Source organism: Klebsiella variicola, assembly GCF_000828055.2.
Lineage (GTDB): Bacteria > Pseudomonadota > Gammaproteobacteria > Enterobacterales > Enterobacteriaceae > Klebsiella > Klebsiella variicola.
The window spans coordinates 4,781,571-4,794,856 of record NZ_CP010523.2 but is presented as its reverse complement, the minus strand read 5'-3'; the positions used below and the strand labels follow the sequence as shown (position 1 = coordinate 4,794,856).

The window sequence follows — 13,286 nt, the reverse complement described above, 5'->3', positions numbered from 1 at the left end:
ATGATTTTCCGCGCCGCGGTGGACAATGGATGACGAGTAACGGCAATGAATAAACGCTTTTATCGAATCGTATTTAATAAGGCTCGCGGGATGCTGATGGTGGTGGCGGAAACGACCCGCTCTCATCGGGCGGGCGTGTCGCCGCAATCCGGCGCCGACGCGCGAACCGGGTCGATGCTGACCTCCACCCTGGCGCCGCTGGCCTTTAGCTTTCTGCTCGCTTTTTCCTGTCTTACCCCGGCTCAGGCGGCGATTGTCGCCGATAACCATGCGCCAGGCGGCCAGCAACCGCAGATCGCCAATAGCGCTAATGGCACGCCGCAGGTCAATATTCAGACACCGAGCGGCGCAGGCGTTTCACGCAACGTTTACAGCCAGTTTGACGTCGATGGGCGCGGCGTGGTGCTGAATAACAGCCGTGCCAACACTTCAACCCAACTGGCCGGGATGGTCGCCGGGAACCCGAATCTGGCGAAAGGGGAAGCCAGAGTGATCCTCAACGAGGTGAATACCCGCGATCCGAGCCGGCTGAATGGCTATATCGAGGTTGCCGGACAAAAAGCGCAGGTGGTTATCGCTAACCCTGCCGGAATTAGCTGCGACGGCTGCGGGTTCATCAATGCCAACCGCGCAACGCTGACGACAGGCCAGGTACAGTACGGTAACGGGCAGATTAGCGGTTATGATGTCAATCGCGGCGAAATTCTCGTACAGGGCGGCGGCCTTGATGCGAGCTCGGTAGACAGTACCGACCTGCTCGCCCGCGCGGTGAAAATCAACGCCGGGGTTTGGGCGCAGGAGCTAAAGGTCACCGCAGGGCGTAATCAGATCGATGCGGCGCACAGCCGAACGACGGCAAAATCAGCCGACGGCAGTGCGCTGCCTGCGGTGGCGATAGACGTCAGCGCGCTGGGCGGGATGTACGCTCATAAAATTCGTCTTGTCGGTACCGAGCGCGGCGTAGGCGTTCACAATGCCGGCAATATCGGCGCGGCGGCGGGGGATGTAGCAATCAGCGCTGATGGCGCGCTCAGCAACAGCGGCGTGATTCAGTCCGCGCAGAATCTGCAACTGTCCGTTAAGGGCGATCTTCACAACCAGGGGCAGCTGTACGCCGGAAAAGATAGCGTGGTGACGGCCAGCGCGACGCTAACCAATGACGGCATGATCGCCGCGCAAGGCGATACGCAGATTGCCGCCAACGCTTTGCGCAGCACGCAAAACAGCACGCTCGCCGCCGGATTAAATAGCGATGGTTCTACCGCCAGCAGCGGCGCGCTGACGCTGAATAGCCAGAGCTCGCTGGCGCTGAATGGCCGCAATCTGGCGGCAGGAACGCTGACGGCGCAGGGCAGGACGGTGGATTTTGATAACAGTCGAACCTCGGGGGCGCGGATCGTGGTCAGCGCCGCGTCCGGCGATATCACCACCCGAGATGCGGTGGTGGTGGCCAGCGAAAAACTGCAGTTGGCCGCCAGCGGCAAACTCAACAACCACAGTGGCCTGCTGACGGCCAGCCAGCTTGAGCTGAAAGCAATGGCGCTGGATAACCAACAGGGCGTAATCCAGCAGACGGGCGAGGACGATCTACGCCTTGATTTTCGCGCGGGATTGGATAATCGCGGCGGTGAGATTGCCAGCAACAGCCATGCTTTGACGCTCAGCACCAGCCAGTTGCTCAATCAAAACGGAACGCTGCTGCATACCGGCAGCGGCGGCATGTCTATTACCATTGATGGCGCGCTGGACAACGGCGAAGGCACTATTGCCGCTAACGGCAATATCGTTTTGTACTCTGATAACATTAATAATCGCAGCGGTAAAATCAGCACGACGCAGGGCAATGCTCAGCTCACTACCCGTCACGAGCTGGAAAATTCGCAAGGGAATATCGTTGCTGGCGGCAGCCTTTCTCTACAAGTGGCCAGCCTTCGGAACCAGCAGGGGCAATTGATTGCGGCGCAGGGCGACCTGGCCATGAGCGCTGAAGGAGGGCTGGATAACGGCGAAGGCGTTCTTGCCGCAAATGGCAATATCAAGCTTGACGCCGACAATCTGACCAACCATGGCGGAAAAATCAGCGCGGCGCAGGGCGACATTCAGCTCACTGCGCGCCATGGGGTGGATAACTCGCAGGGGAATATCATCGCCAGCGGCGACATCCAACTACAGGCTGAAAATCTTAATAATCGTCACGGGCAGATAGGCACGGCGCAGCGGGGCAGCGTCAACCTGACGACGAGCGGTTTACTGGATAACCAGCAGGGCACAATCACCGCCTTTGATGCCCTGGGTATTCAGAGCGCCACCGTTGATAACCGGCAGGGAGAACTGCAGTCCGGCGGTAATCTCAACATCACCATTCACAACCGGGGGCTGGATAACCGACAGGGGCAGATCGTCTCCGCCACCGCTCTGGAAATAGCAGGCGTCAACCTGGCGTTGGCTAATACGGGCGGAACGTTACTTGCCGCGAGCAAACTTAGCCTCGATGCCGATTCCCTCAGCGGCGATGGCGAGGTGCTCTCTCAGGGCGATATGTCGCTCACGTTGCGTCAGGCATTTCATAACGCCGGGAGGGTCATCGCCAACGGCAACCTGCAGTGGAATCTCTCCGGACTGGGACTGATTAATCAGGGGGTTATCAGCGCCGGCCGGGCGCTCAATATCTATGCGGCAAAGCTGGATAACCGTCAGGAAGGTGAAATCAGCGCTGGCGAGAACCATTTGACGGTCAGCGGCGAGTTGGTCAATCGGGGGCTGATTGACGGTGGTTTAACCCATATTGTCGCCACGACGTTAACCAATATCGGCAGCGGGCGCCTGTACGGCGACGCCGTCGCGCTGCAGGCGGCAACGCTGACTAACGCCGCGGAGAACGGCGTGGCGGCGACGATTGCCGCACGGGCATCACTGGCAATGGGCGTCGGCACGCTCAATAACCAGGATCACGCGCTAATCTACAGCGACGGTACGCTCGCTATTGGCGGCCAGCTTGCCGAAGACGGTTCGCTCAGCGGCTGGGCGGGAGTGTTTAATAACCACAGCGCAACGCTTGAGTCCGCCGGTGATATGGCGCTCGATATCCAACAAATCAATAACTACAACGACCATCTGGTGACGAAAGATGTGATGGTCGAGCAGTCATGGCGCCATGAAGCGGCGCTGAAAGGATCGGTACAGCGCTTCGACTGGTCGCTGGTCGATACCAGCTATAAAAACAAATACGGCGTTCACGACGCCATCATGCCGGACGGTAGCCGCGGCGATGAGTTCTATGAATACCAGTACCAGCGTACCGTTGTGGAAACGCAGGTGGTGGAAAGCGATCCTGGCAAAATCCTCTCCGGCGGCCAGCTCATCATCAACAGCGATAAGCTGAATAACTACGATAGCCAGATTATCGCCGGAGGAGCGCTCGGTGGCGTGATTGGCGAACTAAACAACGTCGCCACGACCGGTAAACGGGTGACCACCGACGTCGGCACCCAGACCCGTTGGTATGAGAAAAAGACCAGCCGCCCGTTTGGCGGCACCAAAACCAGCCAGGGGAAAAAAAGCAGCGAATATGAACCGACGCCGACGGTTCAGACCATCGATTTGCAAACCATGAAGTGGCAGGGCAATACCCAAATTGATGGCCATAGCGGTGTGATTAATCCGCGCGATCGCGCCGATGAAACAGGCGAACTACCCGCCGGACGGCTGGTGGAAGTGACGCCGGTTAACGCTGATGGAACGGTTATTCGCGTCGTCACGCCGGATACCCGGCTTCCTGTCAGCAGCCTGTATCAGATCGATCCGCAGGCTAAAGCAGGCTATCTGGTGGAAACCGATCCGCGTTTTACCAACGGTAAAGCGTGGCTCGCCAGCGACTACATGCAAAATCAGCTGGGCATTGATCAGGCGATGAAGCGGCTTGGCGACGGCTATTACGAACAGCGGCTGGTACGTGAGCAGATCGTTAAGCTGAGCGGCGGGCGCTACCTGCAGGGCTACAGTAACGATGAAGAGCAGTATCGGGCACTGATGGACGCGGGCGTCGCCTTCGCCAAACAGTACAACCTGACGGTCGGGGTGGCGCTGACGCCAGCGCAGATGGCGCTGTTGACCAGCGATATGGTCTGGCTGGTCGCCAGAGAGGTCACGCTAACGGATGGCTCCGTGCAGCAGGTGCTGGTGCCGCAGGTTTACGCGCGGGTTAAAGCGGGCGATCTCGATGGCAGCGGCGCGTTGCTCGGCGGTGAAAACGTGGCGTTCAGCGTGAGCCGTGATGTGATCAACAGCGGGCACATCCAAAGCCGCGGCGTGACGCAGCTAACCGCGGAAAACATTCATAACAGCGGCTATATCGGCGGCAACCAGCTCACGCTAAACGCGCGTACTGATATCAACAATATTGGCGGAACGCTGCAGGGCGGCGATAGCCTGATCGCGCAAGCCGGGCGTGATATCAACAGCGCCAGCACCCTCAGCGGAGGCCCGGGTAACATCAGCCTCGATCGGCCTGCGGGGATTTATGTCCAGAATGAAAACGGCCAGCTGGGGCTGCAGGCGTTACATAACATTAATCTGACGGCAAGCATGGTGAGTAACAGCGCGGCGGGCAGCCAGACGCAGATTATCGCCGGCAACGATCTCAATCTGCAGACGCTCGCCACCACCCATAGCGAAAGCGGAAACTGGGGGAAAGGCAACGATCGTTCCTTGACCCAGCGTAGCGATCTCGGCACGCAAATTAACGGCGGCGCGGTGGCGCTGTCCGCAGGCCACGATATTCATGCCCGCGCCGCCAGCGTGACGGCGACCAGCAGCCTGACGGTTGCCGCCGGCAATGATATTAACCTCAGCAGCGGCGAGTCCTCATGGCACCTGACGGAAAACAGCCATCAAAGCAGCAGCGGCCTGCTGGCTCGCCGCTCGCTCACCACTCACGATGAAGTGTGGGCGCAGAACGCCATCGGCAGCAATTTTAGCGGTGACAGTATTGTGATGCAGGCCGGGCGCGACCTGCTGGTGTCCGGCAGCAGTGTTGCCGGCACCCAGGACGTCAACCTTGCGGCGGGGCGTAACCTGACCATCACCACCGCCGAGGAGCGTCGCCAGGAAAACCATCTACGTAAAGAGAAACATAGCGGCTTTTCCGGCACCGGCGGCGTCGGCTTCAGCGTCGGCAGTTCGTCGCTGAAAGCCACCGATGTGACGACGGCGTTGAGTAGCGCCGCCAGTACCGTCGGAAGCTCACAGGGCAACTTGAGCCTGAGCGCCGGTAATGTATTGACGGTTCAGGGATCTGACCTGGTGGCCGGCAACAATATGGCGTTGACCGGTAAAACCGTGAATATTCTGGCAGCGGAAAACCAGAGCACCCAGACCCATACCGTGGAGCAGAAAACCAGCGGCCTGACGCTGGCGTTATCCGGGATGGTGGGCAGCGCCATTAATACCGCGGTTTCCAGCGCCAACCAGGCCAGCACCGAGAGCAATGGCCGTCTCGCCGCGCTGAGCGGGCTGCAGTCGGCATTATCGGGCGTACAGGCGTATCAGGCATCGCAGATGCAGACTGCGGATTCCAGTCCGGAGAGCATGATAGGGGTCAACCTTTCCTGGGGTAGCCAGTCCTCGAAATCCACTCAGCGACAAACGCAGAACACCAGCCGCGGCAGCAGCCTGATGGCCGGCAACAATCTCAGCATTATCGCCACGGAGACGGATATCAACGTTGAGGGCAGCCAGCTGCAGGCCGGCGGCAGCGCGTTGCTCAATGCCGCGCGCGATGTGAATTTATTCTCTGCGGAGAACGCCAGCACCCTGAGCGGTAAAAACGAGAGCCATGGGAGTTCGTTTGGCGTCGGTATTAACTTCGGTCAGGGCGCGAACGGGCTGACGGTCAGCGCCAGCGCCAACGCCGGGAAGGGCCACGAGAAGGGTAACAGCCTGACGCATAACGAAACGACCCTCAGCGCCGGTGAGCGGGTGACTATCGTCAGCGGTCGCGATACGACGCTGACCGGGGCGCAGGTGAGCGGCCATCAGGTGACAATGGACGTCGGGCGTAACCTGACGCTGAGCAGCGAGCAGGACAGCGATAACTACGATTCGAAGCAGCGTAGCGGCAGCGTGGGGGCGAGCGGCAGCATGGGCGGCGGTTCGGGGTCTCTTAACCTGAGCCAGAGCAAAATGCACAGCACCTGGGCGTCGGTGGAGGCGCAGACGGGGATTTTTGCCGGCGAGGGCGGTTTTGATGTGAAGGTGGGCGGGCATACGCAGCTGAACGGCAGCGTGCTGGCGAGCACGGCGGCGGCGGAGCTGAACCGGCTGGATACCGGGACGCTGGGTTTCCGGGATATTAAAAACTATGCCGAGTACAGCGTGGAGCAGCAGAGCGAGGGAGTGAGCACGAGCGGTAGCGTGGCGGGGCAGTTCCTCGGGAATGCAGCCAGCGGTCTGCTGATGGGGGCGAACGGCAGCGGCAGCGACAGTTCGCTGACGCGGTCGGCGGTGAGCGAGGGCAGTATCGTTATCCGCGACGGCGCGAATCAGCAGCAGGACGTGACGGGGTTAAGCCGGGATGCGGCGCATGCGAACCAGACGCTGAGTCCGATATTTGATAAGGAGAAAGAGCAGAACCGTCTGGCGACAGCGCAGAAGACAGGTGAAATCGGGCGCCAGGTGAGTGATGTGCTGGTGACGCAGGGCAAGCTGAACGCGCAGGCGGCGCAGAGCGACCCGGCGGCGCGGGCAGCGGCGCGGGCGAAGCTGGTAGCGGGAGGGAATGGCAGTCCGAGCGAGGAGAAAATCAACGCGCAGGTGAGCCGAACGGCGACGGCGGACTACGATACGGGCGGAAAGTACCAGAAGGTGGCGCAGGCGGTAACGGCGGCGATGCAGGGTCTGGCGGGGGGCGACCTGGCGCAGGCGGCGAGTGGCGCAGTGAGCCCGTATGTGGCGGAAATCATTCACAGCCAGACGACGGACAGCGCGACGGGCAAGGTGAATGTGGAAGCCAATGCGATGGCGCACGCGGTGTGGGGAGCGATAGCGGCGGCATCGGGAAATAACAGCGCGCTGGCGGGAGCGGCAGGCGCAGTGAGTGGCGAGCTGCTGGGGCGCTGGATAGCGGCGGAATATTATCCGGGTGTTAAGACAGAAGAGCTGTCGGATGAGCAGAAGTCGACGATAAGCGCGCTGAGTACGCTGGCGGCGGGACTGATGGGGGGGCTTAGCGGAGGCAGCAGCGCGGATGCGGTGGCGGGTGCGCAGGCCGGGAAGAATGCGGTGGAGAATAACTTACTGAGCGGCAGTGAAGATGCGCAGGCGGCATGGTTGCGCCAGCACGGCATCGATATGGCGAGTTGTTCCGATAACCCAGGCGGGTCGGCATGTCAGAAAGCGATAAATGAGCGTAATGCGGTAGGACTTGCGCTGGCATCGGGTAGTGTGGCCCTGTTACCAGGTGGTGCTCAGGCAATGTGGGGACTGGGAGCAAGTGCAAATGCCGGTATCAGTTATCTGGCAGATGGCACGATAGATCCGGCAAATGCGACTATTGCTGGCTGGGTAAACGTGCTCAGTATGGGGAATGGTCTGGCAGGTACGGTAGGCTGGAATGCCGCAGGTGGTGCGCTGGGCAACTGGATAGATGACAAAGATCCACTGTCTGGTGCGCTTATCAATGGTGCCGGTTCGGGTATTGGCTATGGCATTGGTAAAGGACTCTCATGGGGTGTTAATGCCGGGGCAAACTGGTGGAAAGGAGGCTGGGATCCGAAGTTTAACGCTGAATTGAGGCAGTTTACTGAAATTAAGGGGGATTTTGGTATTTCGAAGGAAATGACTCCGAGCCGCGTTCCTGGGGCTTTTGGTGATTTTGGTGGTTCATTCTTCTCGGAAATAACAGGTAAAGGTATAGAGAAGCGCGCGGATTCTATGGGGGAGAGAAAAAATGATTAATGTTCTCTTTTTTATCTTCTCTGTGGTGGCGGGGATTCTCATGGCCGAACTGGCTTATGTGTCCTTACTTATTGTTGATTATGTCATACAGGGTAGCTTCAGTTTTTCTTCCTCTGAAGCTCTGCATAATCTGAAAGTAGGTTTTGGTGGTGGCTGCATTATTGGTGCAGGGATCGTTTTATGTCGTCTTTTTAAGATTAAAGGATTTTAGTGGAGAATAATGCGCTGAGTCTGCAACCGTTTCTGGTCTTTCCAATTATGCTACGAGTGATAAAAATGGGGAGGAAGAGAAATGATGAAAGTACCAACATGGCAATTAGTATTGTTATTTTTTTATTCCTGTACAGCTGTTCCCGCCACTATGTTCATGCTGAGTCTGGTATTTCAGTGGATCCTTGTACCTGGATTTGATGTTGATTTCTTTGGCTATGAACAAGTGTATGTTGCTCTCAAAATGGCAGTTATAGGTTTTTTTGTCGGGATATGTCTATGGCTTTCCTATTACTTGTCTTATAGAAAGCGAATGTTAAATAAGTAAGCTGTTGTTGAGAATAACCTGATGGGTGGGAACGAATGGGGCCAGGGTGAGAAAGCCAGAGAGCATGGCGCAGATGTTCTCTCATGCGCAGATAACCCGTCTGGTGAAGCCTGCCAGCGAGGAATTGCTGAGAATAAAGCTTATGCAGGTGCGTTGGCTTCAGCGGGGCTAATCTATCTGCCGGGAGGAATGCAGATTACTGGCGCGATAGGCGGAACGGCAAATGCAGGTATTCAGTATGCGATTAATGGAACGGTTAATCCAACTGATGTATTAATCGCGACTTATGTTGGAGCATTTACTGCAAATACGGGAGTCTGGGGAACTGTGGGCTGGAATGCGGCAGGTGGTGCAACATCCAGCTATCTGAACGGTGATGATCCATTTAAAGGTGGCGTAATAAGTGGTGCCGCTTCGGGTATCGGTTATGGAATAGGTAAAGTTGCCAAAATTTCATTAGATAAATGGGTTAATCCTGCATGGAAAAATTACGAGTGGATTGATATGGGGATGGGGGTAAGTAAACCAATGCAGTTGAGCTCATTACCCGGTATATCTGGTAACAGTGGTGCAGCGTTAGCTACTGAGATGGGAAGTCAGGGCGGCTCTAAACTCATTGATATATTGAACGAGGATTAATGTGAATATATACAATGAATTAAAAGTTTTTTCCATGATCGTAGGCCTCCACACATTGGTTATCTCTTTGTGTGCACTAGTTTTACAGTTTGTATTTATAGCCTATGTTTTTTTCTTGACAGGGACATGGGATGTTAATTTTATGCGAGCGCTATTATTTATTAAAGCTGGTGCCTTCGGTGGGTTTATTGCAGGTTTTGGTGTTTGGTTAATGTATTACTTTATTCCCAAGTTTAGGTAATACAGATCGCTCTTCCCCAAAATTCTCCTGCGTATTTGCTCTGGGGTATGAAGATTAGCAGTTCAGACATAGCATAAGCGAGCCCGGCCATCGCGGCGGGATCGTTTTATCAGACCTTATCCACAGCCCGTTCCTGAAGGAACCCTCGTCATCTGCGATATGGCGAGTCAGCAGCAGGACGTGACGGGGTTAAGCCGGGATGCGGCGCATGCGAACCAGACGCTGAGTCCGATATTTGATCAGGAGAAAGAGCAAAACCGTCTGGCGACGGCGCAGAAGACAGGTGAAATCGGGCGCCAGGTGAGTGATGTGCTGGTGACGCAGGGCAAGCTGAACGCGCAGGCGGCGCAGAGCGACCCGGCGGCGCGGGCAGCGGCGCGGGCGAAGCTGGTAGCGGGAGGGAATGGCAGTCCGAGCGAGGAGCAAATCAGCGCGCAGGTGAGCCGGACGGCGACGGCGGACTACGATACGGGCGGAAAGTACCAGAAGGTGGCGCAGGCGGTAACGGCGGCGATGCAGGGTCTGGCGGGGGGCAACCTGGCGCAGGCGGCGAGTGGCGCAGTGAGTCCGTATGTGGCGGAAATCATTCACAGGCAGACGCCAGACTGCGATACAGACTGTAAAGGAAAACTTGCTGAAGATGTGGCAGAAGGGAATGCAGTAGTATCAGCCCATCTGGCAGATACTGTTGGGTTAGGCATATTGCCTAAGGGGGCTTTGGTAACAGCTGCCATCAGTGGCGGAGCCAATACTGCAATACAATATGCCACGACTAGTGAAGTGAATTACATAGATGCGTTGATAGCGACTTGGGTTGGAGCAGCAACCTCAAAAACTGGTTGGTTAGGAACTGTGGGATGGAATGCGGCAGGTGGTGCAATATCCAGCTATCTGAAAGGGGATAATCCTTTTACAGGTGGCTTAAGTAATGGTTTGGCCTCTGGAGTGGGTTATGGTGCAGGAAAACTCATTGAGCTGCCTATGGATAAAATTTACAACCCGATGAAGCCATGGAAAGACTGGATCTGGACAGATGTCGGGATGGGAATATCCAAACCGCTGCCGATTAATCCAGTACCTGGTATTGCTGGTAATGCCTCGGGTAGTGCGGTGACAGAGATCCTCAATGATCAAGCGGGTAAAACAGGTGTGAAATTCCAAAAAGGGAACCAAAAATGAATAGAAAATCTTGGTTCTTTATTTTTTTCTATCTATTTTTTGCTTGCAATGTAGCAATGATCGTATTGTTTTTAATTATATACGTGCTCATTAGAGGTTACCTCTTATTGGTTTACCACATCCCATTTGAGCTGATTTGGAGTGATACATGGAAGTATACAAAAGCTGCATGTTTCACAGGGGCGTTGATAGCTACTGGTTGTTGGTGGATTTATTACCAGGGCTACAAGAAAAATCGTAATAGGTAGCGGGAGGGAATCCCCATCCGAGCGAGGAGCAAATCAGCGCGCAGGTGAGCCGGACGGCGACGACGGACTACGATACGGGCGGAAAGTACCAGAAGGCGGCGCTGACACAGTTTGCCCAGCAGGAACGCTAACGCGAATCTATGTAGCCCCTCCCCGTTATCCGGGGAGAGGCAGGCGAGGCCATTACACCGCCACTTCCATTTCCATCATCACCGGGTGGAAACGGCGTTTAAAGTAAATCAGGCCGTGCCCTTGCGGGCTCAGGGTAATATTGCGGATCTCCACCAGATACACCAGGTGGGTGCCGATGGTTTGCACCTGGCTAATTTCGCCTTCGAGGCTGGCCAGCGAGCCCTTCAGCACCGGCTGCCCGAGCGCGCCCTGCTGCCAGCCGCTGAGGGCGAACCGCTCTTCCATCGTCACCCCGGTCATCCCGGCGAAATGACGGGCCATGATTTCCTGTTCGTGGTTCAGCACGTTGATGCACAACTTGCCGTTACCCTGAAACACCGGGTTCATCGCACTGTTGGCGTTGATACACACCATCACCGATGGCGGCGTATCCGTCACCGAGCAAACCGCCGTGGCGGTAATGCCGCAGCGGCCGGCTTCACCTGCGGTGGTGACAACGTTCACCGCCGCCGACAGGCTAGCCATGGCATCGCGAAAACGCAGGCGTTGTTCATCTAATTGCATTATGACCTCCCGCTGTGAATTACTTCAGCAGCTTATCCAACATGTTGATATCAGCGTTATTGTGCAGATGCGGCACCGTCCAGCCGTTCTGGTCGTACTCGGACAGGCAGCGGTCGACCATCGCCATCATTTTGTCCATATTGCCGGAGCTCTGCGCCTGGCGCAGACACTGCAGGCGAATTTCATCCTGGCTACCGGAGTAGTTGATCTCATACAGTTCATGGCGACCGCCGAATTCGCTGCCGATCGCGTCCCACATCAGTTTGAGGATCTTGATACGTTCAACGTGATCCATACCGTTGGAGCCGCGCACGTACTTCGCCAGATACTGGTCGATCTGCGGGTTGTTCAGATCGCGGGCGCTGGACGGCAGATAAATCAGGCCGCTGGTGACGTTGCGCTCGATGATGTTCTTGATCTTGGCGTAGGCCATCGGGGCTATCACGCGATAGGTCTGCAGCGCGGCGTGATCCGGCAGCCATGCGCCGTTGACCCACGGCGTCGCTTCCGAGCACATGGAATCGCTAAGCGCCCAGAACATGTTGCGCCATGCGACTACTTCGCCGAGGTCGGCCTGTACGCCGCGGAACTCGAGGGTGCCGGTACATTCCAGAGAGCGTTTCAGCAGGGCAGTGATAAAGTCCAGTTTTACCGCCAGGCGTACGCAGGCCTGCAGGGGATACATGCGGGCGAAACCGCCCTCCATGGTCCAGCGACGGCAGCGGTCAAAGTCGCGGTAAATCAGCACGTTCTCCCAGGGGATCAGCACTTTATCCATTACCAGAATCGCGTCGTTCTCGTCGAAACGGCTGGAAAGCGGATAGTCGTACGGGGAGCCGGTCGCACCGGCGACCATCTCATAGGAGGCGCGGGAGATAAGCTTGACGCCTTCGGCATCCATCGGCGCGACGAACATCAGCGCGAAGTCCGGGTTCTCGCCCATCACCTGTGCGGAGCCGAAGCCGATCATGTTGTAGTGGGTCAGCGCTGAGTTGGTGGCGACCACTTTCGCGCCGCTGACGATGATCCCGGCATCGGTCTCTTTTTCCAGCTTGATGTAGACATCCTTCACTTCATCAGCCGGCTTGTGGCGGTCGATCGGCGGGTTGACGATCGCGTGGTTAAAGTACAGGCCGGTTTCCTGAATGCGGGTGTACCAGTTGCGGGCGTTCTGCTCGAACTGGCCGTAAAACGCCGGGTTGGCGCCCAGCGCGCAGCCGAAGGCGGCTTTGTAGTCCGGGGTGCGGCCCATCCAGCCGTAGCTTAAGCGCGACCACTCGGCGATGGCGTCGCGCTGCTGGCGCAGGTCGTCGGCGCTTTTCGCCACGCGGAAGAATTTATGGGTGTAGCCGCCGCTGCCGGTATCGGTGCCCCAGCACAGGGAATCCTGCATCTCCGGTTTGTGCAGCGCATCGTACAGCTGCGCGACGGAAGCGGCGGCGTTACGGAAGGCCGGGTGGGTGGTGACATCCTTTACGCGCTCGCCGTAGATATAAATTTCGCGGCCATCCTGCAGGCTTTTTAAATACTCTTCGCCAGTTAACGGGCGTTTCGCGTCGGCGCGGAAATCTTCAGGTTTCATAGGGGCCTCTTCAGTATTTATCGGAAAAATAATGTTAAATATATGTTTTGTTTTTGTTGTTTAATTGAAGCGGTTATTGCGCTTGCCGTGAAGGGACGTTTGCGACAACGGCGGGTACTTTTCAGGCGGGATTAAATTTTGTGATCTCGGCAGCTTTTGGCGGGTGGCGCGGCGCTGACCCGTCCTGTGGTCTGTAGCCCAGGCAAGCGC

The 13,286-nt window shown here is 56.9% G+C and carries 7 protein-coding genes; 5 read left to right on the top strand and 2 right to left on the bottom strand.

The window, feature by feature from the left end; genetic code table 11:
- Window positions 1–45: 45 nt before the first annotated feature.
- The 5 genes from SP68_RS22430 (at window position 46) to SP68_RS29225 (ending at window position 10,550) form a co-directional block, all read left to right on the top strand.
- On the top strand, window positions 46–7,953 hold the full coding sequence (locus SP68_RS22430) for a two-partner secretion domain-containing protein (protein ID WP_071891600.1): 7,908 nt from the start codon (window positions 46–48) through the stop codon (window positions 7,951–7,953).
- Entirely contained in the window at window positions 7,946–8,164 is a 219-nt protein-coding gene (locus SP68_RS22425) for a hypothetical protein (RefSeq protein WP_012969007.1), read from the top strand. Before SP68_RS22430 ends, SP68_RS22425 begins: the two co-directional genes overlap by 8 nt.
- An 81-nt stretch (window positions 8,165–8,245) precedes the next feature.
- The gene (locus tag SP68_RS22420; protein ID WP_012969006.1) at window positions 8,246–8,491 is read left to right on the top strand and encodes a hypothetical protein; all 246 of its coding nucleotides are present in this window, start codon (window positions 8,246–8,248) and stop codon (window positions 8,489–8,491) included.
- Window positions 8,492–8,512: 21 nt separating this feature from the next.
- Window positions 8,513–9,130, top strand: a complete 618-nt coding sequence (locus SP68_RS22415; RefSeq protein WP_023297013.1) for a hypothetical protein — start codon at window positions 8,513–8,515, stop codon at window positions 9,128–9,130.
- A gap of 400 nt (window positions 9,131–9,530) precedes the next feature.
- Window positions 9,531–10,550 carry a hypothetical protein gene (locus SP68_RS29225; RefSeq protein ID WP_223168419.1) on the top strand — a complete coding sequence of 340 codons (1,020 nt, stop codon included), beginning with the start codon at window positions 9,531–9,533 and terminating at the stop codon, window positions 10,548–10,550.
- A gap of 431 nt (window positions 10,551–10,981) precedes the next feature.
- Here the strand turns inward: SP68_RS29225 and SP68_RS22395 are convergent, their stop codons facing one another.
- Window positions 10,982–11,494 carry a 4-hydroxyphenylacetate 3-monooxygenase reductase subunit gene (locus SP68_RS22395; protein WP_002887467.1) on the bottom strand — a complete coding sequence of 171 codons (513 nt, stop codon included), beginning with the start codon at window positions 11,492–11,494 and terminating at the stop codon, window positions 10,982–10,984.
- Window positions 11,495–11,513: 19 nt separating this feature from the next.
- Window positions 11,514–13,076 (bottom strand): 4-hydroxyphenylacetate 3-monooxygenase, oxygenase component, encoded by a 1,563-nt coding sequence (hpaB, locus tag SP68_RS22390; protein ID WP_040972760.1) that lies wholly within the window; start codon window positions 13,074–13,076, stop codon window positions 11,514–11,516.
- Window positions 13,077–13,286: the final 210 nt, after the last annotated feature.

Bases quoted from the DNA above. Each gene is read 5' to 3' on its own strand.
- SP68_RS22420 (WP_012969006.1), top strand. From the start codon at position 8,246: ATGATGAAAGTACCAACATGGCAATTAGTATTGTTATTTTTTTATTCC.
- SP68_RS22395 (WP_002887467.1), bottom strand. From the start codon at position 11,494: ATGCAATTAGATGAACAACGCCTGCGTTTTCGCGATGCCATGGCTAGC.
- SP68_RS22430 (WP_071891600.1), top strand. From the start codon at position 46: ATGAATAAACGCTTTTATCGAATCGTATTTAATAAGGCTCGCGGGATG.
- SP68_RS29225 (WP_223168419.1), top strand. From the start codon at position 9,531: ATGGCGAGTCAGCAGCAGGACGTGACGGGGTTAAGCCGGGATGCGGCG.
- SP68_RS22415 (WP_023297013.1), top strand. From the start codon at position 8,513: ATGGGTGGGAACGAATGGGGCCAGGGTGAGAAAGCCAGAGAGCATGGC.
- SP68_RS22425 (WP_012969007.1), top strand. From the start codon at position 7,946: ATGATTAATGTTCTCTTTTTTATCTTCTCTGTGGTGGCGGGGATTCTC.
- hpaB (WP_040972760.1), bottom strand. From the start codon at position 13,076: ATGAAACCTGAAGATTTCCGCGCCGACGCGAAACGCCCGTTAACTGGC.